The sequence below is a fragment of the Paenibacillus barengoltzii NBRC 101215 genome (genome assembly GCF_004000745.1).
GTDB classification, from domain to species: domain Bacteria; phylum Bacillota; class Bacilli; order Paenibacillales; family Paenibacillaceae; genus Fontibacillus; species Fontibacillus barengoltzii.
This window is the reverse complement of the sequence record NZ_BILV01000012.1, coordinates 82,388-107,834: the sequence shown is the minus strand read 5'-3', so window position 1 is coordinate 107,834 and position 25,447 is coordinate 82,388. Positions and strand designations below refer to the sequence as shown.

The window sequence follows — 25,447 nt, the reverse complement described above, 5'->3', positions numbered from 1 at the left end:
AGTTACTATAATCAATCTCCTTTGAAATATTTGGTATATGAATAGATTTTATGCGAAAAATGCATAAATCTCAATATGCAATTTTCGCATAGAGTAAACTTAGCATGGGTGATATATGAATGTATAAGAGGATAAGGGATTTAAGAGTAGATAGAGATTTGACACAGCAGCAATTAGCTGAGCATTTAAACATTTCACAAGCAACCTATTCGCGGTACGAAAACGGGAACTTGGATGTTCCGAGCTCTGTATTGATTAAGTTAGCCAATTTCTACAACGTTAGTATTGATTACATTCTGGGTCAAACAAACAACTCAAAGCGTTCTAATGAAAAATAACTATGTACTCGTGAATACCGCTTTTAATACTCTGATGCTGCACTTACGCAAGAGATTTTTTGAGCCTGTATTACCAAACCCACACCCCGAGGTGAGCCTATGATCACAATTAGACCGCTGCAACCCCATGAGTTCGATTTCTTCACGGATATGCACTACGAGTCGATTCATATCCCTCAGGGGAAGCCGCCGAAGGATGAGCTATTGAATGCGCCGCATCTGAAGAAGTATCACGAAGGTTGGGGGCGAAGAGGAGACCGAGCTTTCGTCGCCGTGAAGGACGATCAACATGCCGGGGCGGTATGGTATAGACTGTTCGATGAAACGAATCCAGGGTTTGGTTACGTCGATAACGAAACGCCGGAGCTGGGAATTGCTATACATCCGGATTTTCGGGGAATGGGAATCGGGCGGCTTTTAATGAATGAAATCATCAAGCAAGCAGCGCTTGATGGATACCATTCACTGTCCCTAAGTGTAGATCCCACCAATACTCCAGCCGTGGAACTCTATCAGAAATTAGGTTTTACCTACTTCGGGATCTCCGGAACCTCCTGGACAATGAAACTGGATCTTGCTCCAAAAACGAAACCCACGCCTTAATCCAAGACGTGGGTTTTCGTTTGCTCCCTTATTTCAACTTCCACAAGGCAGGTACATTCTCAGGCTCCCAGCCCGGAAGAGAGGTATGGGCTTGTAGGCAAATATAGATGTTTCCGTTGTAAGATACCTCGTCGTTAATATTGAAGGATACATAAGGTTGCCAAGGTTGGGCATCACCTGGAGAACCTGACGACGCCGTTGTCCCTTGAACTGTAGCTCCTGAGGAGACATTGCCGGCAGCATCTTTGGCTGTGACGGTAAATGTATACGTCGTGTTCGGTGACAAACCGCTAATGGTTGCCGTGGTATTCGTCGCATTTACACTTCCAGAGCCGTAGGAGATGGTATAACCAACAACCCCCACATTATCATTGGAAGCGGACCATTCCAGCGTGATACTGTTTGACGTAACTGCAGTTACCCGAAGCTGACTCGGGGCAGTTGGCGGCGTTGTGTCAGGAGTTGGATTCGGATCTGGGCCAGGATCTGGGTTCGTCCCTAAATTGTCTAAATATGCACGATGAGACCGAGAAAATTCAAAATTCGCCGCCTTGTCCCAGTTGATGGACCAGGTCATCAGGCCTTTGAAGCTGGGATAACCTTGCGGTTGACGTAATGTATAGCTTCCGCCAAACGATTGACCTTTAATCAGATAATCCAATGCTTTGTGTACGTTGGCTGGTGTCGTGTATCCTCCTCCCGCTGCCGCTTGCGTCGCCGGAAGGCCGATGAGCAGTTGCTCCGGACGTAGGGCTGGGAACTTGTAGTTCGCATTACCGCCGACATTAAACCCTTGCAATAGCATTTCAGCCATCGCCACTTGGAAGTCAGCGGTACCTTGAACGTAGGATCGGCCGTCTAACGCGGTCATCGGACCGGAGTTATAATGCTGCACGTGGAGATAATCCAGTTGATCCCGAAAAGCGTAAATCACCGGCAGATATGCACCCCATGGCCCGCCGTAGGCTACATAACCGCCTTGAACGTAAGCCGTTTCCGGCGCCATCGTCAACATGAAGTCCGAACCGTAGCTGTTCAAAATTTCACGTACTCCGGAAATCAAATTTACGATTCTCGGAGTCGTCGGATTTCGAAAATCCGTATCTCCCCCGTTTAAGGACAAAGAGCTGCCTTCGAGATCAATGTCCAACCCGTCAAAACCGTAAGTATCGATAATGCTCTTCATCGTCTGAACAAAAGTCTGCCGGGCTTGCTCACTGGACAGATCCACGGTCCCATTAGCGCCGCCCACGGAAATGAGAACCTTCTTGCCTTTGCCTTGCAACTCACGGATATCCGCCTTGAAGTCGTTGATGGAAGCGTTATACGGCGTAAATGCCATATTCCCGCTAGCAGGTCCCCCGACGGGCTCTGCGAACGCAACCTGAATGACATCAAAATCCGGTGAAACATCCCGCAGCCGGATATTCGCAGATCCGTTATCGAAGTTATGCCAATATCCAACAAGTATTCGTTCTCCTGTTGCTCCAACTGGCTTGGCTGCAGCATACGCTAAGGTTGAAAACAGCGGCACCACAAGTATCAAGGCGAGCAACCAAATCTTTGTCCTCCTTAATAAACTGACCTGAACCATAATTTTCCTCCTTCACTTGAATCGTCAATCTCTCAAGTCCCATGAAGTGTGAGATTGCAATAGATATCTTATTTTACATAATCATCCATTTTACCTGCTAGATTTTAGATAATTTTTATAGATTATGAGAAAATAGAGACTTGAAGTTTTGAGGATTGCTGCGAAATCGAGGAATTCAAGAGAGATAATCTAGCATTTGACAGCTTGGCACCCCTGATATAAAATGAAGTCACATCCTTAATTTGCCATATCTTACTGACTTAAGGATGAAAGTTGATCCCACAATTTGAGGGCGCTGCTTTCCTGATCCTCCCTATCAGGAACAACCCCGTAATCTTCCGTTGAAGATTGCGGGTTTTTTTTGTTTTGTAGCGGCGGGAAAGGAGGAACCGAACGATCCTACAGCGGTTGGCTTAAATTTCAAATGAAGTCTATGTTCAGAACAGTAGAAAAAGCTGGAAAGGTGGTTTGATCTATGAAACCGTTTTTAAAAAAATCCATTATCACACTCCTTGCTTCCACCTGTCTCTTTACAGCATGGCTCATCCCTTCCATCGCCGTACCGACGGCGAGCGCCGCTCCCGATACGTCGGTTCTTAACAAGCAAAGCTTCTCTACCGATGTCATCTATCAAATTGTGACAGACCGCTTCGCGGATGGGGATCCTAGCAACAATCCATCGGGCGCGGCCTATTCACCCGGTTGTACAAATCTGAAGCTTTATTGTGGAGGAGACTGGCGGGGGATCATTAACAAGATTAACGAGGGGTACTTTGCCGGAATGGGTGTAAGCGCTTTATGGATATCACAGCCGGTCGAAAATATTTACAGCGTCATTGACTACTCCGGTGTCAATAGCACGTCCTATCACGGGTATTGGGCCCGCGACTTTAAACGAACGAATCCGGCGTTTGGCAGCATGAGCGATTTTCAGGAGCTCATTAACACAGCGCATGCCAACAACATCAAGATCATCATTGATTTCGCACCGAACCACACCTCCCCTGCTTCGGAGACACAACCTTCCTTCGCCGAGAACGGTCGGTTGTACGATAATGGTAACCTGATTGCCGGCTACACGGGGGACACCAACGGAATTTTCCATCATAATCAAGGCACGAATTTCTCCTCGCTGGAGGATGGCATCTATCGGAATCTGTATGATCTGGCCGACATTAATCACCACAACAACGTAACGGATACGTATTTCAAAGATGCAATCAAGCTCTGGTTGGATATGGGGATCGATGGCATTCGGGTGGACGCGGTGAAGCATATGCCGGAGGGCTGGCAGAAGAACTGGGTTGCTTCGATTGCAGGATATCAACCGGTGTTTACCTTCGGGGAATGGTTCCTTGGCGTTGGCGAAAATGATCCGAACAACATCCGCTTCGCCAATGAATCCGGGATGAGCCTGCTTGACTTCCAATTTGGGCAAAAAGTCCGGCAGGTCTTCCGCGATAACACGGATACGATGTACGGCTTAAATAACATGCTGACTACAACAGCAGCCAACTACAAACATATCCATGACCAAGTCACGTTTATTGATAACCATGACATGGATCGTTTTAAGCTGGGCAACAACGACCGGCGATTGGAGCAAGCGCTGGCCTTCACATTAACGTCACGCGGCGTTCCGGCAATCTATTACGGGACAGAGCAATATATGACGGGCAATGGTGATCCGGCGAACCGAGGTTATATGAGTGGATTCTCGACTTCTACCACCGCATATCAAGTCATCGGCAAGCTGGCGCCGCTTCGCAAATCGAACCCGGCACTCGCCTATGGAAGCACGCAGGAACGCTGGATCAATCATGATGTATTTATCTATGAGCGAAAATTCGGCAATAGCGTAGCGCTGGTCGCCATTAACCGCAATACGACCACCGCCGCATCGATCACTGGCTTGCAGACCTCACTACCAGCCGGTACTTATACCGACGAATTAAACGGACTGCTGGATGGCGGCAGTATTACGGTAAGTTCTACGGGATCAGTCCCCGCCTTTAACCTGCCGGCAGGGGCTGTTGCAGTATGGCAATTTGCAGCCAGTGAGTCCGCACCGATCATCGGTAATATCGGAACGGACATGGGTAAAGCGGGCACAACGCTGACGATCGATGGCCGAGGCTTTGGGAATACGAAAGGAACGGTCTTCTTCGGTACAACGGCAGTCACCGGTAACCAGATCGTGCAGTGGGAGGATTCACAAATCCAAGTGAAAGTACCGGCAATCACACCGGGTCAGTATGACATCAAAGTCCGCAACGCATCCTCCGTGGACAGCAACAGCTATAGCAGCTTTAACCTGCTTACAGGAGATCAAGTCTCGGTTCGGTTCGTCATTAACAATGCCAACACCACGTTAGGTGAAAATGTCTATCTGACAGGCAACATCGCCGAGCTTGGCAACTGGGATCCGGACAAAGCGATTGGTCCGTTCTTTAACCAGATCATTCGAACTTATCCAACTTGGTACTTTGATGTCAGCGTGCCGGCGGGAACAACTCTGGAATTCAAGTTTATCAAAAAGAACGGGACATCCGTGACCTGGGAAGGCGGCTCCAACCACAGCTTTACAACGCCAACCAACGGTGTAGGCACGGTTGAGGTCGACTGGCAACCATAAGCAAGTTCATCTAACAACCAAATGAGCAGCTATGGATCAATTCCTTAGCTGCTCGTTTCTTATCTTTACGTAAATGCGCCCAACACCCGTGCCAATTGCACGGGTCTTATTTTTTATTTCACATGCAGTAACTTCTCTTCCTTCCGCAGCACATGACTGACCCCCCAACTGTGCATCGCGTCCAGAAGCGGCTCCAAACTTCTTCCATACTCTGATATCGAATATTCTACACGAGGCGGGACCTCGGGATAGACGATCCGTTCGATAATCCCCTCTTCCTCTAATTCACGCAGGTTCTGGGTCAGCATTTTTTGAGAAATGTCCGGCAGCTTGCGCTTAAGGTCACTGAATCTTTTTGTGCCTTCTTGCAACAACACCAACAGAATCATCGGTTTCCACTTTCCTACAATAATCTCCAATGCGTCACCGACGTGACAAAGCTCAGGTATCTTCTCCATAGCACAACCTCCTAGTTTCTTATTAGTTTCTTATAAGTAACTATACCACTAAAAAGTGCGTACTTACTATATTTTCGTAAGCTGATTATAATAAGCGCATAAGCAACATCACATCACCAAAAAATAAACAAGGGGTGAATTTCTCATGAACCAATATCGTATTGATCCCAGCAAAGGACTGGAGTTTGGCATATATACTTTGGGCGATCATGTGCCTGATCCCAAAACGGGAAAAAGCACTTCCCCACAAGAACGAATTCAACAAATTATCGAGTACGCTAAGCTTGCTGAACAAGCAGGTTTGGACTTCTTCAGTGTCGGAGAAAGCCACCAAAATTATTTCGCGACCCAAGCACACACGGTGGTGCTTGCTGCTATAGCTCAAGCCACAAGCAAAATCAAGATCGGCAGTACCGCGACGATTATCAGTACTTCGGATCCTGTTCGCGTGTATGAGGATTTCTCCACAATTGACCTCATCTCGAACGGCCGGGCAGAGATCGTGGCGGGGCGCGCCTCCAGAGTTGGACTTTTTGACTTGTTAGGTTACAATGTTCACGATTACGAGGAATTATTCGAAGAGAAATTCGATCTTCTGCGGTTGATTAATGAACAAGAGGTTGTCAACTGGAGTGGAGAATTCCGGGCACCGTTGCGAAATGCCAAGATCATCCCACGTCCGCTTAACGGCTCCTTGCCGATTTGGCGGGCGGTTGGAGGAAGTCCGGCCAGTGCGGTTAAAGCTGGTTTCGCCGGCGTTCCAATGGTAATGGCACATTTGGGCGGTCCCGCTTCCGTCTTCAAACGGACGGTTGACGTCTATCGGGAAGCCGCCAGAAAGGCTGGCCACAACCCGGACGAACTGCCTGTCGCCACTGCAGGCTTCTTCTACGCAGCCGAAACGTCACAACAGGCCCTGCAGGAGTTCTATCCTTACGTCAACGAAAGCATGATGAAATCGAATGGCCAAGGCTTCCATCGACAACTGTTCATGCAAGGCAGCGACCCGCATCACATCATTAATGCCGGTAGCCCTCAACAAATCATCGAGAAGATCCTCTATCAACATGAATTGTTTGGTCATCAGCGATATATCGCCCAAATCGATCTTGGCGGTATGCCGTTTGATCAAGTGAAACGGAATATCGAACTGATCGGCACAGAAATCTTGCCAGCCATCAAGAAATACACGAAAAAATCTGAAGGAGGTAAATAATGATGAAAGTCGTTGGATTGTCCGGCACCATCGTAGGTTCCAAAACCAAAACTGCCGTGGATTACACTCTAAAAACGATAGCGGAAAAGTACCCCGGCACGGAAACGAAGCTGATTGATCTGGCTGAATATCAAGTTCAATTTAGTGACGGTCGTAACTATTTGGATTATGAAGGCGATACGGGGATGATCACCCGAGCGATCATGGACGCCGACGTTCTGATTATCGGTACACCAATCTTCCAGGCATCGATTCCGGGAACGCTCAAGAATATTTTCGATCTGCTTCCACAATATGCTCTTAAGGACAAGGTGGTTAGTATCGTGGCTACCGCAGGCTCATCCCGCCACTTCCTCGTACCTGAACAGCAATTGAAGCCGATCCTGACTTACTTGAAAGCACAATTAGTACAGAACTATGTGTTTATTGAGGAACAAGACTTCTACCGTAAAGAGATTGTGAACGATGATGTTAAATTCCGGATTGAGCGTTTAGCCGAGGATACCATGATGTTGGCTGAAACCTATGCCAATATCCGAGAGGCTGCCTATAACGAGTTATGATAGCAAACCAAAGACTGCGCATGAAAAAAGGCTGACGAATCATCGCCAGCCTTTTGTTATTTAATCCAAGCTTGCCGTATTTGCGAGCGGAAGCGCCGCTTCCTTGCGTTTTTTGGCATATTCAGCCGTAGCCGTAAACAGCACGTCGGAGGAGGAATTCAGCGCCGTTTCGCACGAATCCTGCACGACCCCGATAATAAACCCTACCCCTACAACCTGCATCGCGATGTCGTTCGAAATCCCAAACAAGCTGCAAGCCAGAGGGATCAGCAACAGCGAACCGCCGGCCACACCAGAAGCTCCAGCAGCAGAGATTGCCGACAGAACGCTGAGAATTACCGCAGTACCGAAGTCCACCTCAATGCCTAACGTATGGACAGCTGCCAGCGTCAGGACCGATATCGTGACCGCTGCGCCCGCCATATTGATCGTCGCTCCCAATGGGATGGATACCGAATACGTATCCTTATTCAATCCCAATTTTTCGCTGAGACGCATATTCACAGGAATATTCGCCGCCGAGCTGCGGGTGAAGAACGCCGTGATCCCGCTCTCTTTCAAACAGGTGAATACGAGCGGATACGGGTTCCGACGTATGTTGATATAAACGATCAGCGGGTTGACGATCAACGCGATGAACAGCATGCAGCCCACCAAAACCACTAACAGCTTCCCGTAATCCAACAACGATTCCAATCCACTTACCGTAATCGATTCATATACAAGTCCCAAAATTCCAAACGGTGCGAATTGAATAACCCACTTGACGATTTGCGAAACAGCGTCGGAGGCGTGTGTAAGCAAGCTTTTGGTCTGATCACCTGCGCCCTTCAACGCTAGACCAAGCAAGATCGCCCAAGCCAAAATACCGATATAATTGGCATTCATCAGGGCATGGACCGGATTATCCACCACATTTAGCAGCAGACCTTTTAGCACCTCGACGATGCCTCCTGGCGGCGTTAAGCCTTCCGTAGCCCCTGCCAAGGACAGGCTGACCGGAAACAGGAAACTCGCAGCCACAGCGCTAGCCCCAGCCAAAAACGTACTGACTAAGTACAACACGAGAATCGACTTCATGTTGGTTTGCCGACCTTTTTGATGGTTCGCGATCGCAGCCATAACCAATAGCAGCACCAGTACCGGCGCTACGGCCTTTAGAGCGGACACAAACAGCGTCCCTAGGAGCGCTATGCCGCTGGCTTGGGGCACGATCAACGCCAAGAGGATCCCCACCACCAAGCCAACAAGAATTCGCTTCACAAGACTGATTTCATTCCATTTCTGTAAGATTGCCTTCATGTTTCTCCCCCGTATGTTTATGATGTCGCATCAGTGCATAGCGATAGTATACCACGTATTATGGACATCTGTCCTCCGAGTGGAAACATTTGTGCAATACTTTTCACAGATTGTCAGAAAATTCAGGCGAAAGAGCCAGATGAAGACGATAATTCTCCAATTGGATCTCCGTCTCCCGCCCTAACATGAGTTGGGCCAGCTGTGCGCCAATATACGGCCCCATCGTTAATCCTGAAGCTCCTAGGCCGTTGGCCGCATAGATCCCCTTCCATTCAGGTACCGTCCCGACGACCGGAAGAAATCCTGGTGTGAACGGACGAAACCCCACTCTCGCTTCCAAAAAACTGCCGTCCGCCAACCCCGGTGCCACCGACAGCGCCTTGTTGATCACTTCTTGCAAACCGCCCGCCGTCACACGGGTATCATAACCCTGCGGATCGTTTTCATGGGTTGCGCCAATCACAATCCGGCTGTCATCGAACGCCAGAATGTACTGATCTCCCGGCGGCATTACGACAGGCCAATGCTCGGTTGCAACGTCCGGCAGTGACAAATGAACAATTTGGGCTTTCTGGTAAGTGACCTGGAAGTCCAAACCTAGCGGAGTGAACAGTTGACGCGCCCATGCCCCGGCGCAAACGGCAACCGCATCAGCGTTGATCTCTTCCGTGCCGACGCGCACCCCGTTGACGGTGTTGCCGTCATGCAGAAGCGAAGCTTCGCCGCGGACGATCGTCGCCCCATGCCGTACCGCTGCCCTCAGAAGCGATTCGCGGAGCGCACGCCCATCAACGCGGGCGGCACCGCTCACATACAGGGCGTAGAACCCCTCATCCAACGGAGGAAACAACCGCTTTACTTCGTCCGGTTCAAGCAATCGAATCTCTCCCATCTCCGGGGCTTCTTGTCTACGGTCGACGGCCAGCTTCTCCAAGGCGACCAGCTTTTCGCGTTCCCGATGAAGACGCAGCGCCCCAACACGAGCATATCCTGTATCGTACGCTCCTTCCGCCTCAAGTTCATTGATGAAGGACTTGTAATAATGCGCGCCCGATTTGGCCAAGCTATACCAAGCTTTATTACGCCGTTGTGAGATCCAAGGGCATATTATCCCGGCGGCAGCGTCAGTGGCTTGTCCAGGCCCCCCACGGTCGACGACCGTAACCTCGGCTCCCAGCTTAGCCAACTGATATGCGGTTGAAGCCCCGAGAATCCCGGAGCCGATAACTATCATCTTTTTCACGTTAAAAGCCTCCCTTGCCTCCATTATAGTTTAAATTGAAACCATCACGGCATACCTTCGTAACAACCAATATGGCTCTAAAAAAAGGAGGACTCCCTATGATTATGACTACCACCCCAACCATTGAAGGATCTCCGGTCAAACGTTATCTTGGGATCGTGACCGGAGAAGTGATCATGGGCGCGAACGTGGTCCGCGATTTTCTAGCTTCGATCACCGATATCGTCGGCGGCCGTTCCGGTGCTTACGAGAACAAGCTTCAGGAAGCCCGAGACACCGCCTTCGCCGAAATGTCTGACCAAGCATCGCGCCTTGGCGCAAATGCGATTATCGGTGTCGATATCGATTACGAGGTCATTCGAGAAGGCATGCTGATGGTATCTGTCAGCGGAACCGCCGTCGTTGTATAGTCTCTGGAAAAAAATCAAAAACCCGCAAATTTGCGGGTTTTTGTGTGTTCCTGATTCGAATCGTTCATCTTTACTTGGTTATAATAACTTTGTCATAAATACGCTGTTCGGATCCTCGACATAATCTGCAAAGGGATCACAATACGTAAACCCAAAGCTCTCGTACAATTTACGGGCCGGAGCAAAAGCCTCCATCGAACCCGTCTCAAGGCTGATCCGCTGATAACCGCGTCGCACAGCCTCTTCAAGGATATGCGCCAGCATTTGCTTGGCAACGCCTTTCCCACGGTGCGGGATCGCAGTTCGCATCGATTTAACCTCACCGTGTTCGCGATTCAGCTCCTTAAGCGCACCGCATCCCGCGAGCTCGCCATCGATCCAGGCGCTCCAAAACGTGACATCCGGCTGCTTCAAGCCGTCTACATTTAACGCGTGGATGCTTTCAGGTGGAGAGGATTCCGCCATGTTCGCCAAGTGCTCGCCAATAAATGCTCTAATTTCAGGTCCGCTTAAATCATCCACTGTGATGGTGATCAACAGGCTCCCCCTCCCCCGGACAAACCTAGATTATTTCGCTTGAATATATCCTTCTGCTTTCAGCAACTCAGCAATCAATACCGCACCGCCTGCAGCTCCGCGCAGCGTATTGTGCGACAGGCCAACAAATTTATAATCGTACAACGAATCTTCGCGCAGACGGCCGACGGAAACGCCCATCCCTTGCTCAATATCGCGATCGAGCTTGGTTTGCGGACGATTTTCTTCTTCAAAATACGTGATAAATTGCTTCGGAGCGCTTGGCAATCCCAGCTCTTGCGGACGGCCTTTGAACTCAGTCCAGCGCTGCAGGATTTCTTCCTTGGACGGTTTCTTCTTAAATGACACGAATACGGTAGCCAAGTGACCGTCCGTCACCGGAACGCGAATGCACTGGGTGGTAATAATTGGAGAACTTGCTTTGACGATCTGTCCGCCTTCCACATGCCCCCAAATACGCAGCGGCTCCTGCTCGCTCTTCTCTTCTTCGCCGCCGATATACGGAATGACGTTATCCAGCATTTCCGGCCAATCGGTAAAGTTCTTGCCTGCCCCGGAAATCGCCTGATAGGTCGATGCCACAACCGTCGTTGGTTCAAAATCAAGCAAAGCGTTTAACGCCGGTACGTAGCTTTGAATCGAGCAGTTTGGTTTCACGGCAATAAACCCGGTGCTCGTACCAAGGCGCTTGCGTTGGGCTTCAATCACTTCAATATGTTGCGGGTTTACTTCTGGAATCACCATCGGTACGTCCGGCGTCCAGCGGTGTGCTGAATTGTTGGAAATCACCGGAGTGCCGGTTTTCGCATAGGCTTCCTCCAACGCTTGGATTTCTGCCTTCTTCATATCTACGGCGCAGAAGACGAAGTCCACGTCCGACGTCACTTCCTCAACCTTAGACGCATCCTGTACCACAATGGATTTCACGGCTTCAGGCATCGGCGTCGCCATTTTCCAACGTCCTTGGACGGACTCTTCATAGGTTTTACCTGCAGAATTGGCGCTGGCTGCAATCGCAGTCACCTCAAACCAAGGATGCTGATCCAGCAGCTGCACGAAACGTTGCCCTACCATTCCTGTTCCACCAACGATGCCTACTTTCAACTTTTGACCCATTTCTAACATCCAGTCCTTTCCTTGTGAGTATTGGAATTATGTCATAAAAAAATCCCGCCTCCAAGACGAGACTTTCGTCTTGGGGGCGAGATTGGTATGCTCGCGGTACCACCCCAGGTTCGCTAATATGTCGCCATATTAACCTCTTCAAGTACAGCCTGACGCTGCCAAGCGTATACTCTAGCTCTATAACAGGAGCTCCTGTCACACCATCCCGCCGATTTACACGTTCCGATGTGCTGCTCAGAGGCTTTCTTCAGTAAAGTCACGCTTTGCTCCTTCTCAGCGTACCGGAGCTCTCTGGAAAGGTTCGCTTTACTTACTCTTCTCGTCATCGCATTTACATTACATGTTGCGATAATATTACCAGATTCCTGGCGGAACGTAAACTGGTTTCAAGAAATTTTCAGCTTTACCTACTTGTCCTTTTCATCCATTTGAATGACGCGGAATCGGTTTCGGTAGGCTCCCGGGGTCAAGGACGTCTCTCGTTTGAACAATCGGGAGAAATAATTGGGGTCCGAGATCCCGCATTGCTCGCCGATCCGTTTGAGCGGCTCGTCCGTATGGGCAAGCAACCGCTTAGCCCGTTCAATCTGCTGATGATGACGGTATTGCAGCGGACTCATTCCCGTATGCTGCTTCAAACATCTTGCTAAATAATCAAAATGATAATGCAGGTCTCGCTCCAGTTCCTCTGCGTCAAACGGGAGGTGCAATCGTTCTTCCAAGTAAGCTGCCACCTGCTCGCTGAGATCCGCAGATCGGGATTGCGGACTGCCCTGCCGCATTCCCTGCTGTAACTGGAGGAGCAATTGTCCGAAGCGAAGCTGCAGCTCGAAGGAGCGATATGGCGTTAGCGTGCGATGCAGTGCAACCATCTCGTCCAGCATCGGGCGAATCGTTCGGAGATCAATGTCAGCGAACTTGGGAATGTCAATGATCGCCGGACGCGGTTCAGTGTCCTGATCCGTTCGGGCAAGGAGCGGTTGCTGCCAGCTCTGCTTGTCCACCAGCTTCGGCGGAAGATGCGGCGAGTGGCAAAAATGAATCCAATAGACCTCGGTTTCCTCCTCGGTTGGACGGGTTCCGCGGTGTCTTTTCCCCGCTTCCAGCACCAACATTTTGCCGGCATCCATCTCGTAGGAGCGCCCTTCCTCCTCCATATATAGAGCGCCTTGTGCGCAAACAATCAAGTCATACGCCTCAAAGACCCGTTCGGCATGGATCACCCCCGGCCGCCATACCGCACAGCCCACTGCGGCAATCAGCGGATACGGCGGTGCCGTGAACTCCAGCATAAGCAAATCCTCACCCCCTATGCGATGTAGAAATTGTACTACTTTTCGTCGTATTTATCAGCTGTAGCAAGCGGTGATTCTGCCTAGAATGGTAGGTAACGTACGATACTCATTTCTAGATCGGGAGGAACGTCCATGAGATTCCGTCAGGTTCATCTTGATTTCCATACCTCCGAAGCCATTGAAGGGATTGGCAGCCGCTTTTCCAAGCAGCAGTTCCAAGAAATGCTCCAGTTAGGCCATGTGGATTCGATTACCGTCTTCGCCAAATGCCATCACGGTTGGGCCTATCACCCTTCAACAGCCAACGAAATGCATCCGCATCTGTCCTTCGACTTACTGGGCGCCCAAATCGAAGCCGCCCACGAAATTAGCGTCAAAACACCGGTGTATCTCTCCGCCGGACTCGATGAGAAACTGGCGCGCCGCCATCCAGAATGGCTGATTCGCGATCCGCAGGAGAAGCTGAACTGGGCGCCCGATTTTATGACGCCGGGATACCATCAATTTTGCATGAACACCCCTTACTTGGACATTCTGGCTAACCAAGTTCGTGAAGTCGTCTCCAATTATGACGTCGATGGAATCTTCCTTGATATCGTTGGGGTGCGCGAATGCTATTGCCAATCCTGCGTCGCAGAAATCCGCAGACGAGGCGAAGATCCCCGTAACCTGGATGCGATGAAACTCCTTTGGGAGGAAACATTTCTTCGGTATGCCCAAACGATGGACGAAGCAGTACATCGCATCAAGCCTGGACTTCCAGTGTTTCACAACAGCGGTCATGTCAAGCGTGGCCGGCGGGATTTTGCGAAGCTGAACACCCATCTGGAGTTGGAATCGCTGCCGACGGGCGGCTGGGGCTATGACCATTTCCCGCTCTCAGCTCGCTATGCGCAAAGCTTGGGAATGGAGTTTCTGGGGATGACGGGAAAATTCCACACCTCATGGGGCGAATTTGGCGGCTATAAGCATCCGAACGCACTAAAATACGAGACAGCACTTAGCTTAGCAAATGGGGCCCGCATCTCGATTGGCGATCAGCTGCATCCAACCGGATGGATGGATCCGGCAACGTATGCGTTAATTGGGGAAGCATATCGGGAAGTGGAGGCTAAGGAGGAATGGTGCCGGGACGTGAACTCGGTCGCTGACGTGGCTTTGTTGTCCGCCGAGGCCGCAGGGGAGCCCGGAAACACAGCACAGCACGCCGATGCAGGAGCTGTCCGGATTTTGCTGGAGGGTCATTACCTGTTTGACGTTGTGGATACGGAAAATGATCTCAGCTCCTATTCCGTCGTCATCCTGCCGGACGTGATCACGGTCGACGAAGCGTTGAAGACGAAACTTACAGCTTTTATCGCAAATGGCGGCAAAATTTTGGCAACGGGACGCTCCGGCCTTTCGCCGGACGGTTCCCATTTCGAGTTGGATTTCGGCGCCAAACCTCTTGGGGATGCGGCGTTTAAGCCGTCCTACTTTCGCCCGGACTTCGAGCTGCCTTCATTACGTCATGCTTCCTTCGTGATATATACCGACGGTCAGGATATCGAACTTGAACCTCATGGAACAAAGCTGGGCAGCCGGGAAAATTCCTATTTCAACCGTGACCTGTTCACTTTCTGCTCACACCAGCATACGCCGTCTAACCTCCAGGACGCCGGTCCTGGTATGGTTGAAGGTCCCGCCGGCATCTATGCGGCTTGGAACCTGTTTGAGGATTACGCACTAAAAGGCAGCTTACCCGTCAAGGAGATTGTGCATTATGCCCTTGACCGCTTACTGAAACGTAAAACTGTACACACCAATCTTCCAGCACAAGGCGTGACGACATTGCAGGCTCAACCGTCCGAAAATCGCTGGGTGCACCACCTGCTTTATGCCTCGCCAGTGCGCCGAGGACTCAACGTCGAGGTCATCGAAGACCTGCCGGTTCTGAGCGACATCGAGGCCACGATCTCCGTGCCCGCACCAGTTCGAGAAGTGTATCTCGCACCGCAGGGTCTGAAACTCCCCTTCCGTCAGGCAAATGGCCGCGTCCATTACACCCTGCCGCCGTGGTCCTGCCACCAAATGGTTGTGCTGCAGTTTGAGCACGCAACCAACGCACAAAAGCCTTGAACCCCTTGGTTCAAGGCTTTCTTTTTTTCCACAAGCTTACTGCAGCGCCTCCAATACCTCTGCCGTCGACCGAATCTTGCCGATGCGTGGGAAGATATAGCGGCAGACGTAGTCATGCTCCTCTTTTGTTGATGCCGTCATGGCATCCTCGACGAAGATTTGATGGTACCCATGCTGAAACGCTTCGCGCGCGGTCGTGTCCACCCCGATGGAGGTGGAGATGCCGCAGAGCACGATCGTATCGATGCCCCGCCGCCGCAGCTGCAGACCCAGATCTGTGCCGTAAAAAGCACCCCATTGGCGTTTCGTCACGACATGGGTCCCTTGAATATTGGCCAGTTCTGGCACGATTTCATCCCAACCTTCAGGGTAAGCGCCTGGACTGAGATGACCGTCGGTATCAGGCTTGAGCATATCCTTGCCATCCAACGTAGATACGCGGACAAGCACCACAAATCCGCCTTCTTCGGCAAATGTCTGGGCCAACCGGCTCGCGTTTCTTACGACTTCCGCACTGTCGTACGGCGCACTTTGTCGGGACGGATGGCAAATCCCTTGCTGCAAATCGATAAGCACGAGTGCGGTTTTTTCCGCAAGGATCATCGTGTTCGTTTCGGGTTGGATCATTTCCATCATTTCTGCTGAACTTCCCTTCTCTTGTATACTTTACAGAGCTGCCGAATGGCTGGGCTCCCGCAGCTTTTTATACACCTTTGCATATACCCAAGCTGCGTTAATCAGGAGCAACACGCTGGTCAGCAGGAAGACATACGGGATGCCAAACCAAGCCGCAACTTGACCGCCCAGCACCGAACCGGCGAATACTCCCAAGTAGCCAGCCGCCATACTTAATCCAAATACCCGGCCGGTTAGATGCTCCGGGGTAATTTTCTTAATGAGGGTGTTCACCGAGGGATTGAGTCCCCCTGCAGCAGCTCCCAGCAGGAACCGCAGCCCCATCAACTCCCAGGGATTGCGTGCCATCGCCTGCGGGACAAACAAGATCCCCGAGACCAAGAGCGCTGCCAGCATCACTTTATGGGCGCCAATCCGGTCGGACAGCTTGCCTAGCTTAGGTGCTGCCAAGATATTGGCCAACCCGGATGCCGAGAAGATGATACCTGCCAGCAACGCCACATGGCTGCTGTTACGGGAGATTTCATTCACATAAACGGTAAGGACCGGCTCCACCGAATACATTGCAACACTCAGCATAAAAAACGTAGCAAACAGCGTCACCGTCAAGCCTTTTTCCGGCAACGCACTCCATACTTCCTTCATGCCTGCCACCTTCACTTCCGACCGTACAAACGTCTCTTTAACGAACAATAACGTCGTTATGAAGGCGATTAACATCAGTCCGCCAGTTAAGAAAAAGGTCTCTTCAATCCCGGCATGTTCAGCGATAAAGCCGCCGATCGTTGGACCTAGCAGCGAGCCGGCGATGTTGGACGTAGACAAGAGTCCTAGTGCCCAACCGGCATGGGCCTTGTCCGTCTGAGTAGCAATCAATGTCGTACAAGCAGTGCTGTAGCCGGTGATGATGCCCTGCAGGAAACGAAGGAAGATCAGCATATGGACATTGGTGACAAACCCCATACATCCAATGACAATCGCCATCCCGAGGCTGGCCCGTAAGAGCATCGGTTTCCGGCCAAATTTATCCGCCGCAAGACCCCAAATCGGCGAGAAAATCGCCGAGACGATAAACGTAATGCCGAAGGCTAGTCCGGAATACCGGGACACCGCATCCGCCTGATCCACCCCCAGCTCTTTGATGTATAGCGGCAAGATCGGTGCAAGCTGGCTCATGCCTATGCCGGTCACAAACATGCCGAACCAGCATACGATCAAATTTCTTTTCCAAATCGGCATACCCTTTAAGCCTTCTTTCTGTAACCCCCTGTCCTCTGCGCGTGCAGATGAACGTTAAGATGAACATTCTTGCAGAACAATATTAGCGCGAAGACTAGCTATACTCCATGCATTATCTTAAACTCCATGGACGATTTTGCTATAAAATTCCGATGGGCTCATCCCTTCGGTCCGTTTAAAGATGCGGCTGAAATAGAATTCATCGGCGAAACCAAGCTCCAACGCAATATCTTTAATTTTTTTATCACTTTCAAGGATCAACTCTTTGGCTTTATCAATTTTTAGTTTGTTAAAGTACTCAATGACGGTAAATCCGGTCGTCTGTTTAAAAGCTCGTGACAGGTAATACGTAGACAAATGCACCAGTTCCGACAGCTCTGCCAATGTAAGCCGCTCGCCCAGATGCTCACGCATGTACTGAATCACTTTCTCCACTTTGAGGGCAACCGCGTGGTTCTGATTTTGTCTTTGTGCATGGACCAAGATTTCATACAGCAGTTGCTCCAGTCCCGCTCTCGTCAGCAGCTCATACCCTGGCAATTTAGTGAACCAAGCAGCCGCCAAACGGCGAAAGGCATCCTCGACTAGATAACCGTTTTGCAGCACCTGCATGGATGGAAGCGGCAAATGCTCAGTTTCCTGCCCAATGGACCAGTTCCCGTCATCAAAGCGGATGCCCGCATAACTAAAATGGACGGAATAGAAACAGATCGGATCGGTTTCGTCCATCTGTATGTGATGAGGGAGACCCGCGTGGATGTAGAATAACATGCCTTCTTGAACGAGAAGTTTTTTGCGGTCCAACGTAATACTGCCCTTCCCCCCGGTGACGAGCAGTAATTCGTGATGCGTAAGTGTTCTACGGATGCTGCTTCTTAGCTGTTTACCGTCATTCGGCTGTTTACTGTTGCAATAATGGATATGAAAATGTAGATGGTTCAGGTTCATCACCGCTCGCCTCCTCAATGAGACTTCCTGTGAAGTTTCTATGCAGTTTACAGCTACTGCGATTAGACCATACGTACCGGTAAACCGCAACCTCCGCCGTGTGGAGACGTAAATATAGTATCTGATTAGGGGAGGAAATCATGTGGGGTTATGGGTGCGTGAGGCGGAGCCAAGTGATTTCTATTATCTCTCGTGCAAAATCAGCGGTATCGCGATTATTGGTATAGGGATCTATGTGTTCGTCCAATCGTTCTTCATCTAAAAAAAATAAGGCCAACCTCATGAGGTTGGCCTTTGGGTTTGCTGTTATTTCACTTCCGTTGCCCCTGTTACTTTACCGTCGATTTTCGCGCTGGCTTGCACGTCGGCATTGGCGAAGTAAAGGTTACCGTCGATCGTAGCGTTTTCGTACAGGTTGAAGCCGTTCGCTTCAACATAGACATCACCTTTTACGGTACCGCCTTGAATTCTCAGGTTTTCACTTTGAACCGTCAATTTCGGAACGGTTAAGGTGTAAGAAGCGGTCACGTTGTGGTCTTCATCTTGCGCATACAATGCGATCTTCCGGTAGATGTCTTTCGAAGCATCGTTTTTATCGTGGAATTCGCCAGCAACAACAACATCTTGATCCACCGTCAAGTCGTTGAGAATGGCGATGATCCAAGTCCCTTTCTCACTCACTGCATTCACGAATGCATCCGATTGATTGACGATTGAAGCCGATGTCGTAGCATCCGCTGGTTTATTGGCGTTAGCCGCCGAGTTCCCGTCATTTGAACCGCATCCTGCCAGCAGAGCCGCAGCAAGCCCGGCAACAACCAATCCTTTGACCATTTTCATATTGTTTCCCTCCTGTTTTTCTCTTCAGTTTGAATTATAAAAAAAAGTGGTTTTTGTTAATGTGATTTTTTTCACTTATATGTGCGAAATTTCACATTGCTAGTCACAGCTTGTTCATCTTTGACATTCCCTCCTCTAAATTTTCGTAATGGAAGCCGACCAACTCCCTGGCCGGCTTGTATCTATATGAACTCCCTCACGGGAGATGTATTTCATGCTTCGTTCATTCGAGCTGATGTGCTGGCGTCCCCATTGGCGAAGAGCCTGCGCCCCCGTCCACGCTGAATTCTGCACCAGTGACGTAAGATGAATCATCCGAAGCTAGGAATAACACCGCATTCGCCAATTCTTCCGGTTTCCCCATCCGGTTGAGCGGGATACTTTGCTTCAAATATTCTTCGAGCGGGCTAAATTCCGGAACCGATGTATCCCCCCAAATCGGTGTCTTCGTTGCGCCAGGAACAACGGTGTTCACGCGGATTCCCCGCGGCGCGAACTCTGCCACCAATACCCGTGCCATGCTGGTAACCGCTCCTTTACTTGCAGCATAAGCTGCATATCCTGGACTGCCGGCCTTTGCCAACACGGAGCCGTTTAAAATCACCGATCCGCCTTCTTTCAAATATGCGGAAGCTGCTTGAACTGTAAAGAACACTCCGGCGATGTTCACATCAAGGATCTTCTTGAACAAAGATGGATCTGCACTGCCAAGCGGCGTGTTGCCGCTGATACCGGCGTTCGCGAACACGATGTCTAACCGGCCAAAGCCGTCAACCGCTGCCGCGACGGCTTTCTCAGCACCCTCTGGATCTGATGCGTCTGACACTACGCCAATCGTGTTGGCACTACCCAACGCTGCAACAGCTTTATTCAATTTCTCCTGATCCCGGCCTATGTTCATTGACGAAAGGCTGCAATTGGACGCTTCCTCCTTTCATCCTGAGTTTATCATAATGAGAACGTTCGGTAAATTATTATTTTAGATTTATCGTTCTCGAATTATAAACTCAAAATAACAGCTCCCGGTAACGGAAGTATCCGTCCGGGAGCTGCGTCATTCTTACTTACTTCTATTCAACTTTTACCGATAGAGATTTAACTCGGCGATCGACCACCACCACGATGGCGTCGTGGAGGTTTGGATGATTTTCACATAACGCGCCGTTTGCCGAGGGAAGGTCGTTACGATCTGTTTGCTCGTTCCGACATCCTCAGCAACCAACGTCCAGTCCACCCCGTTCTCCGAGGCAAGGACTTGATAGCTGCGAGCATAGTCGTTGCCGCTCTCGCCCGAGTCCATGCTCAGTTTGCTGATCGTCCGCAGGCCGCCCAGATCAATCTGAATCCATTGGCCTGGTGTTTGCGCCTCACCGGACGTCCAGCGGCTGCGCAAATTGTCATCCAACATCTCCGAGATATCCGCAGTGGTAGAAGCGGTAACCATCCATCCAGAACGGTCCAGCACATTAAGGAAATCGTCCTCTCCCGCTAACGGTTCTGCAATCCATGGCGTCGAATCAGCGGTAAATACCTTCACATCATGAATAGACCACCAATGCGAATCGGTCCCCGTTTGTACGACTTTAAGGTAACGGGCCGTCTGCAGCGGGAAGGCTGCCGTTACGACGGGGCCATCTCCTTGCCCCGTAGCGACAGGTTCGCCCCAGGATTGACCGTCCAGCGAGACGTACACCTCATATCCGCGCGCATAATCCTCGTGGCTATGCGCACTGTCCATGACGATTTGGTCCACGGGCAGGGCCGTACCCAAATCCAGTTCGAACCATTCGCCGCCGCTTTGCTCGCGGCCGCTCGTCCAGCGAGTTGCTTCGTTGCCGTCCAGCATCGCTTCTGCTTCTTCACCGGAAGAAGCTGTAACGGACCAACCGTCAGGAATCAGTTCCTGTTGCTTGCCGATACCGTAATCATAGACGTTAAGCTCGGCAATCGACCACCAACGGTTAGCTTCGCCGGTTTGAACCAGCTTGAGATAACGAGCCGTTTGTGTCGGGAATGTAATCGACATGCGGCCCGATTGCCCTTGACCGCCGATCACCGGCTTGCCCCAGTTCTCCCCGTCGTAGGAGACATAGAGAAGATAGGAACGCGGATAATCATCACTGGCATGACCAGGATCAAGCACGAGAGAATCAAATTGATACACTGCGCCTAAATCCACTTTCACCCATTGTCCCTTCGCCTGATCGCGTCCATTCGTCCAAAGCGTGTCGCGATTGCCATCCAGCATGTTAGCCGGTACATCCCGGCCTTGCGAGGAGGAGGCAGTCACAACCCATCCAGAATGGTCTGCTAGAGAACCGTCCGATGGCAATGGATGCTGCGGCTCCGGATCTGGCTGCGGTTCAGGTTCATCCGGTTGCGGTTCTGGCTGTGGTTCGGGCTCCGGTTGTGGTTCCGGATCTGGCTGCGGTTCTGTCACTGGCGGCGTTACAGGTTCCATATTGCTGAATTCAGCCAGCTTCAGCTCCGTAATCGACCACCAACTGTCAGCAGGCTCTGTCAGCACAATCTTGATATAACGAGCCAGTTGCTTATCGAAGGATACAACCAAGCTTGGCGATACCCCAGTACCTGTTGCTACCGGTTCATTCCAGTTCTCGCCATCCGCCGATACGTAAACTTCATAACCATGCGCATAGTCGCCCCAGTTGGTGCCGGAGTTCATAAACAACGTATCAAACGCTTGCTCCGTGCCCAGGTCGATTTGCAGCCAGTCGCCAGGAGCTTGCAGTTGTCCCGAAGACCAACGGGTAGACAAATCGCCGTCCACAAGGCGCCCAACATCCTCAGAGCTGGAAGAAGCCGTGATCGTCCATCCGTTTCGATCGACGTATTTTACGCCTTGCGACGGATCCGGGCCTTCCAGCACCGTCTCTTCAAACGGATTCACTTTCGCTTGGGCTTTAGCATAGACCGTTGCCGATCCAAGCGGCCCATTGGCATTATAGAAATGCACCGTTTTGGCGCTGTCCGACGGGTTCCAGATTTGCGCCGTGTAGACACCATCTTTTTCATAGACGGTCACTGCTGGATCATCTGCCCAAATATCCATAGTTCGGGTACCTGTCGATACCATGCTATGAATAAACCAGTAGGCATTAAACACTTCGTTTTGCTGCATTTGGCTGGTATCCCATTTCGCCAGCGCCCCTTCCGGATCACCGATCGATTGGAACGGCCAAATAATGTGCTGCCAGGAACGTTCTTGCTGACCGCCGAGATCCTTAATCAAACCGGCGTACAGCTCGTTCGTTTTTTGCGGGTCCCGACCATAGTAAGTCATCCATTCTGCCGGCGGAAGCCAGTGAATGCCGTAAATCTGCTCCGGATCTCCGGAGAAATACGTACCAAACGAATAGGCGCTGCCGTAAACTTGGCCTACGGCTGCATGATTGAAGCCTTCCACCCAGTTGTCATGATCGTAGTTGAACCAATATTGTTCAGCAGCTTTTTCCTCAGTGGTGAAGCCCCAAATCCCGGTATCCCGGTATTCGTCATTGCCCGTCACAAGCCCCCACATATATTCGCCGACCCAGCTGAACAGAGCTTCGCCGGCAGCTTCCTGGTTATTGCCGCTGCGGTTGTCCGCATAGCCGCCTGCCCAGGAATGGCCTTCGTACGGGTCAAAGTTGCGGAGCCATGGGAACTGGCTGTCTGTTCTCGACGGGTTCGCATAGTCGCGAATCAGCAATTCGATCATATCGCGATAATCTTGAAGGAACTGCTGGTCATACGTCGCAAGAACTGCGGAAGCAAAGATGTAATAGCCGTACGTGAAGTGATGATCCGTTAAGCCGGTATTCACGCCAAAGCCGCTGCCATACGGGAAGATCGCGCCCCACTCATCCGAGTAATGGAAATAGTAGGAGTGCAATCGTTCTTCCGGCGAATAGGTATACCAGTCTGTCAAAATTTCCTTCAGCTTCGAGAGATAGAAATCTCTCCGTTCCGTATCACCAATTTGATCACTAATTAAGACACCTAAGGCCAAAGGATGAAGCTTCTTGCCTTGCCAATAAGGGTCATCACTCATGATGTCCCCCGACACATCCGCATCTAATTGATCCAAGTATGCGATTAACTGTGCGCGGGAGTAGGTTGGATCGTTAGGTTCTACGAACTGAGGAATGATTCCATAGAAACGGTCTTGTGTCGTAAAAGAGTTCCCTTCCCGAATCTTCAACAAACCACGGATCGAAGGGTAGCTTAAATCCGTTAACGGTGAGCTCGAAATCTTCCATTGATGCGGAAGCAGTGCCATGAGCGTCTCCGAAGAGAAGCCAGGTCGCTTCAGCTCTGTGATCGATTCAAAATCCGTTGTCACGAGCGAAGTCGCTTGATCGTAACGGTAGTCCACTCTCGTATCCGTGACGAAGGCATAAGCGTGCTGATAATATTTGCTAAGGTCTCTTGCCGACGGCAGTGTAGCCACAGACAAGTAATTTCCGCCTTGGCCGAATTTGATCTTAATCGTATTACCGAGCTTCATAAACACCGTGCCTTCTGGAGCATACACCCCGTAATGGCGAACGAACGTCTGCGGCTGCGGCGCTTTGTCCTGATTCGTCACTTCGATGCCGATGTGGTCCGTGGTCAGAGTGTCGCCGTCATTCAGCAGAATCGGCTGGTTGTTATCATCATACAGCCGGGTGATGAACTGTGACTGGAGAATCGCCGCATCCGGGTTTTCAAATGTGTTATAAAGGAACGGCGAGCCTTTGACGAACGTCGTGCTCATTTTCGCTGTATCATCGTCGCTCATGACAACCGTGGCTGAATAATCGCCATATCCGGAAATCTTCGTGACAACGTTAGCAGGGTTGATCGTATTCGTCGACAGAATCAGATCCGATTCGCCGTCGGCATCAATCGAACCTCCACCGCCCGATACGTAACCGGCTCCCGGATTCAAAATGTTCAGCCCCTGCTTGGTATACCAATTTTTCAGGGGAAGCGTGATCAAGCTGTTCCCGTCGCCCAGATTTGAAATCAGAATGTTTTGCCACCAGTCATTGGACGGGATGGGGCTTTGAATATTGGATGTGCGGTACTTCGGATTTTTAGGCTCCAGCATCGTTACATCGTTGATTTCATAACTGCCCGCACCAAGCTGAACGGCGGAAGTGGTTGGTACTTCCGGAATGTCATAAGTGGATTTCGGATCCCCTTCCCGGTAGGCATAAAGTCCAAACTCGTACAGCGAATACCCGTTCGTTGTGCCGCGGCCTAGACCCGCCATTTTCACGTAACGTGCTTTCGCGTACACCGGAATGTTCTCCCGTCCTCCCGATCCGTTGAGTTCACGGTAAACGGTGGTCCAGTTCTGCGCATCATCGGACACTTGGATATCGTAGGCACGTCCGTAAGCCGCTTCCCAATTGAAGGATACGCTGCCGATTTCGCTGACTTCACCAAGGTCTACGTAAATCCATTCGTTATCCTGATAAATGGAAGACCAGCGAGTATCGTTGCTGCCGTCGGTGACGTTGCTCGCCAAATAGTTCTTCTCTTCCATTTTGGCTTTATCCTCAGCCGATTTGCTTGGCTCATTAATCTCCAGCGAAGACGCCGTTACCGGCTTGCCCAGCGCCAGGTTGACGGCAGCTGGCTTCGGAGGAAGACTTACGCCGCCGGTGCCATAAACGTTAAATTCATAAATGGACACCCCGTAAGCTTCTTGAGCCCGCTTGGTGCTGTACACGCGGACATAGCGGCCTTGGGCAGCAACGTCCACCTCGGTCCATCCGCCTTTGCCTTCCGTAGTGGAATACACGGGCTCCCAATGAACTTCATCATCAGATACCTCAAACTGAAAAGCGCTGGCATAAGCGTTCTCCCATTTGACGGAAATCTTCGAAATGGTCGCGCTGGCGCCCAAATCGACGTAGATCCATTGCGGATCTTTCTTCCACACACTTTCCCACCGGGTGTTCTCATTCCCGTCAACCGCCATGTCCGGCGTGTTACCGCCCAGCGAAGAGGAACTGTAGACCGGTCTATATAGTGATAATAAATAATCGCCCTCAGCGGCATGAGCTGCCGGTGCCGGCAAGACTTGCACACTGCTGATCAATAAAATGATCGCGGTCAATAAATTCGCCCAGACAGTCCGGGCATGGCGCTTGCTCACGAACGCTCTTTTCATGATTTCTCTCCTTTGTTTTGATTAACTATAAAGCGCTCTACCACCGACTCCTACCCTATTTCTTCACGTTTACTACCTCTCCATCGGCACGTCCCCTCACTCTGCAAAAATGTTCTCGGAAATGGTCCTATCGTGGAAAAAAGTACCACTCCACATTGGATTATCGTCCGATGATTCACCA

The 25,447-nt window shown here is 50.7% G+C and carries 21 protein-coding genes and 1 other annotated feature; of the genes, 8 read left to right on the top strand and 13 right to left on the bottom strand.

Features of this window, described 5'->3' with window-relative positions; translation table 11 throughout:
• Positions 1-119 precede the first annotated feature (119 nt).
• Entirely contained in the window at positions 120-338 is a 219-nt protein-coding gene (locus tag PBA01S_RS05490) for a helix-turn-helix domain-containing protein (RefSeq protein ID WP_009226010.1), read from the top strand.
• Positions 339-437: 99 nt separating this feature from the next.
• Positions 438-941: a GNAT family N-acetyltransferase gene (locus PBA01S_RS05485; RefSeq protein ID WP_127575513.1), complete on the top strand. Its 504-nt coding sequence runs from the start codon at positions 438-440 to the stop codon at positions 939-941.
• A gap of 28 nt (positions 942-969) precedes the next feature.
• Here PBA01S_RS05485 and PBA01S_RS05480 read toward each other — a convergent pair whose 3' ends face one another.
• Positions 970-2,535: a carbohydrate-binding protein gene (locus PBA01S_RS05480; RefSeq protein ID WP_127575512.1), complete on the bottom strand. Its 1,566-nt coding sequence runs from the start codon at positions 2,533-2,535 to the stop codon at positions 970-972.
• Between the two features lie 475 nt (positions 2,536-3,010).
• On the opposite strand from PBA01S_RS05480, the gene PBA01S_RS05475 reads away from it, so the two are divergent.
• Positions 3,011-5,170 (top strand): alpha-amylase family glycosyl hydrolase, encoded by a 2,160-nt coding sequence (locus tag PBA01S_RS05475; protein ID WP_127575511.1) that lies wholly within the window; start codon positions 3,011-3,013, stop codon positions 5,168-5,170.
• Positions 5,171-5,283: 113 nt separating this feature from the next.
• Here the strand turns inward: PBA01S_RS05475 and PBA01S_RS05470 are convergent, their stop codons facing one another.
• Entirely contained in the window at positions 5,284-5,628 is a 345-nt protein-coding gene (locus tag PBA01S_RS05470; RefSeq protein ID WP_016311976.1) for a winged helix-turn-helix transcriptional regulator, read from the bottom strand.
• A 145-nt stretch (positions 5,629-5,773) separates the two neighbouring features.
• On the opposite strand from PBA01S_RS05470, the gene PBA01S_RS05465 reads away from it, so the two are divergent.
• Positions 5,774-6,844: an LLM class flavin-dependent oxidoreductase gene (locus tag PBA01S_RS05465; RefSeq protein WP_016311975.1), complete on the top strand. Its 1,071-nt coding sequence runs from the start codon at positions 5,774-5,776 to the stop codon at positions 6,842-6,844.
• 2 nt (positions 6,845-6,846) lie between these two features.
• Positions 6,847-7,407, top strand: coding sequence for an NADPH-dependent FMN reductase (locus PBA01S_RS05460; RefSeq protein ID WP_028537740.1), 561 nt, complete (start codon positions 6,847-6,849; stop codon positions 7,405-7,407).
• 60 nt (positions 7,408-7,467) lie between these two features.
• On the opposite strand, the gene sstT is transcribed toward PBA01S_RS05460, so the two are convergent.
• Both sstT and PBA01S_RS05450 read right to left on the bottom strand, forming a co-directional pair.
• Positions 7,468-8,709: a serine/threonine transporter SstT gene (gene sstT / locus PBA01S_RS05455; RefSeq protein WP_028537739.1), complete on the bottom strand. Its 1,242-nt coding sequence runs from the start codon at positions 8,707-8,709 to the stop codon at positions 7,468-7,470.
• Positions 8,710-8,812: 103 nt separating this feature from the next.
• Positions 8,813-9,952 (bottom strand): NAD(P)/FAD-dependent oxidoreductase, encoded by a 1,140-nt coding sequence (locus tag PBA01S_RS05450; RefSeq protein WP_085170302.1) that lies wholly within the window; start codon positions 9,950-9,952, stop codon positions 8,813-8,815.
• Between the two features lie 98 nt (positions 9,953-10,050).
• On the opposite strand from PBA01S_RS05450, the gene PBA01S_RS05445 reads away from it, so the two are divergent.
• Complete coding sequence (locus PBA01S_RS05445; RefSeq protein WP_016311971.1) at positions 10,051-10,362, top strand: YbjQ family protein; 312 nt, start codon at positions 10,051-10,053, stop codon at positions 10,360-10,362.
• A gap of 78 nt (positions 10,363-10,440) precedes the next feature.
• Here PBA01S_RS05445 and PBA01S_RS05440 read toward each other — a convergent pair whose 3' ends face one another.
• The 3 genes from PBA01S_RS05440 to PBA01S_RS05430 form a co-directional block, all read right to left on the bottom strand.
• Positions 10,441-10,896: a GNAT family N-acetyltransferase gene (locus PBA01S_RS05440; protein WP_085170332.1), complete on the bottom strand. Its 456-nt coding sequence runs from the start codon at positions 10,894-10,896 to the stop codon at positions 10,441-10,443.
• Positions 10,897-10,929: 33 nt separating this feature from the next.
• On the bottom strand, positions 10,930-12,015 hold the full coding sequence (gene asd / locus PBA01S_RS05435) for an aspartate-semialdehyde dehydrogenase (protein ID WP_127575510.1): 1,086 nt from the start codon (positions 12,013-12,015) through the stop codon (positions 10,930-10,932).
• 78 nt (positions 12,016-12,093) lie between these two features.
• Positions 12,094-12,359 (bottom strand) — a binding site (T-box leader).
• Between the two features lie 72 nt (positions 12,360-12,431).
• Positions 12,432-13,316 carry a helix-turn-helix domain-containing protein gene (locus PBA01S_RS05430; protein ID WP_244268291.1) on the bottom strand — a complete coding sequence of 295 codons (885 nt, stop codon included), beginning with the start codon at positions 13,314-13,316 and terminating at the stop codon, positions 12,432-12,434.
• Between the two features lie 135 nt (positions 13,317-13,451).
• Between PBA01S_RS05430 and PBA01S_RS05425 the strand changes: the two genes are divergently transcribed.
• Positions 13,452-15,437, top strand: a complete 1,986-nt coding sequence (locus tag PBA01S_RS05425; protein WP_127575508.1) for an alpha-amylase family protein — start codon at positions 13,452-13,454, stop codon at positions 15,435-15,437.
• 36 nt (positions 15,438-15,473) lie between these two features.
• On the opposite strand, the gene PBA01S_RS05420 is transcribed toward PBA01S_RS05425, so the two are convergent.
• The 3 genes from PBA01S_RS05420 to PBA01S_RS05410 all read right to left on the bottom strand — a co-directional run bounded on the left by PBA01S_RS05420 (position 15,474) and on the right by PBA01S_RS05410 (position 18,260).
• Entirely contained in the window at positions 15,474-16,070 is a 597-nt protein-coding gene (locus PBA01S_RS05420) for a hydrolase (protein ID WP_127575518.1), read from the bottom strand.
• A gap of 33 nt (positions 16,071-16,103) precedes the next feature.
• Positions 16,104-17,312: a multidrug efflux MFS transporter gene (locus PBA01S_RS05415; protein WP_028537733.1), complete on the bottom strand. Its 1,209-nt coding sequence runs from the start codon at positions 17,310-17,312 to the stop codon at positions 16,104-16,106.
• A 117-nt stretch (positions 17,313-17,429) separates the two neighbouring features.
• On the bottom strand, positions 17,430-18,260 hold the full coding sequence (locus PBA01S_RS05410; protein ID WP_127575507.1) for an AraC family transcriptional regulator: 831 nt from the start codon (positions 18,258-18,260) through the stop codon (positions 17,430-17,432).
• Between the two features lie 142 nt (positions 18,261-18,402).
• Here PBA01S_RS05410 and PBA01S_RS23445 point away from each other — a divergent pair, with 142 nt between their 5' ends.
• Complete coding sequence (locus tag PBA01S_RS23445; RefSeq protein ID WP_486187852.1) at positions 18,403-18,522, top strand: DUF6199 family natural product biosynthesis protein; 120 nt, start codon at positions 18,403-18,405, stop codon at positions 18,520-18,522.
• A 44-nt stretch (positions 18,523-18,566) separates the two neighbouring features.
• On the opposite strand, the gene PBA01S_RS05405 is transcribed toward PBA01S_RS23445, so the two are convergent.
• From PBA01S_RS05405 to PBA01S_RS05395, 3 genes are all read right to left on the bottom strand, one after another.
• On the bottom strand, positions 18,567-19,100 hold the full coding sequence (locus PBA01S_RS05405) for a polymer-forming cytoskeletal protein (protein ID WP_016311962.1): 534 nt from the start codon (positions 19,098-19,100) through the stop codon (positions 18,567-18,569).
• Between the two features lie 223 nt (positions 19,101-19,323).
• Entirely contained in the window at positions 19,324-20,001 is a 678-nt protein-coding gene (locus tag PBA01S_RS05400) for an SDR family NAD(P)-dependent oxidoreductase (protein WP_127575506.1), read from the bottom strand.
• A 180-nt stretch (positions 20,002-20,181) separates the two neighbouring features.
• Entirely contained in the window at positions 20,182-25,266 is a 5,085-nt protein-coding gene (locus PBA01S_RS05395; RefSeq protein WP_127575505.1) for a discoidin domain-containing protein, read from the bottom strand.
• Positions 25,267-25,447 lie beyond the last annotated feature (181 nt).

Bases quoted from the DNA above. Each gene is read 5' to 3' on its own strand.
- PBA01S_RS05485 (WP_127575513.1), top strand. From the start codon at position 438: ATGATCACAATTAGACCGCTGCAACCCCATGAGTTCGATTTCTTCACG.
- PBA01S_RS05480 (WP_127575512.1), bottom strand. From the start codon at position 2,535: ATGGTTCAGGTCAGTTTATTAAGGAGGACAAAGATTTGGTTGCTCGCC.
- asd (WP_127575510.1), bottom strand. From the start codon at position 12,015: ATGGGTCAAAAGTTGAAAGTAGGCATCGTTGGTGGAACAGGAATGGTA.
- PBA01S_RS05430 (WP_244268291.1), bottom strand. From the start codon at position 13,316: ATGCTGGAGTTCACGGCACCGCCGTATCCGCTGATTGCCGCAGTGGGC.
- PBA01S_RS05460 (WP_028537740.1), top strand. From the start codon at position 6,847: ATGAAAGTCGTTGGATTGTCCGGCACCATCGTAGGTTCCAAAACCAAA.
- PBA01S_RS05420 (WP_127575518.1), bottom strand. From the start codon at position 16,070: ATGGAAATGATCCAACCCGAAACGAACACGATGATCCTTGCGGAAAAA.
- PBA01S_RS05405 (WP_016311962.1), bottom strand. From the start codon at position 19,100: ATGAAAATGGTCAAAGGATTGGTTGTTGCCGGGCTTGCTGCGGCTCTG.
- PBA01S_RS05475 (WP_127575511.1), top strand. From the start codon at position 3,011: ATGAAACCGTTTTTAAAAAAATCCATTATCACACTCCTTGCTTCCACC.
- sstT (WP_028537739.1), bottom strand. From the start codon at position 8,709: ATGAAGGCAATCTTACAGAAATGGAATGAAATCAGTCTTGTGAAGCGA.
- PBA01S_RS05395 (WP_127575505.1), bottom strand. From the start codon at position 25,266: ATGAAAAGAGCGTTCGTGAGCAAGCGCCATGCCCGGACTGTCTGGGCG.
- PBA01S_RS05470 (WP_016311976.1), bottom strand. From the start codon at position 5,628: ATGGAGAAGATACCTGAGCTTTGTCACGTCGGTGACGCATTGGAGATT.
- PBA01S_RS05445 (WP_016311971.1), top strand. From the start codon at position 10,051: ATGATTATGACTACCACCCCAACCATTGAAGGATCTCCGGTCAAACGT.
- PBA01S_RS05410 (WP_127575507.1), bottom strand. From the start codon at position 18,260: ATGAACCTGAACCATCTACATTTTCATATCCATTATTGCAACAGTAAA.
- PBA01S_RS05490 (WP_009226010.1), top strand. From the start codon at position 120: ATGTATAAGAGGATAAGGGATTTAAGAGTAGATAGAGATTTGACACAG.
- PBA01S_RS05465 (WP_016311975.1), top strand. From the start codon at position 5,774: ATGAACCAATATCGTATTGATCCCAGCAAAGGACTGGAGTTTGGCATA.
- PBA01S_RS05425 (WP_127575508.1), top strand. From the start codon at position 13,452: ATGAGATTCCGTCAGGTTCATCTTGATTTCCATACCTCCGAAGCCATT.
- PBA01S_RS05400 (WP_127575506.1), bottom strand. From the start codon at position 20,001: ATGAACATAGGCCGGGATCAGGAGAAATTGAATAAAGCTGTTGCAGCG.
- PBA01S_RS05415 (WP_028537733.1), bottom strand. From the start codon at position 17,312: ATGCCGATTTGGAAAAGAAATTTGATCGTATGCTGGTTCGGCATGTTT.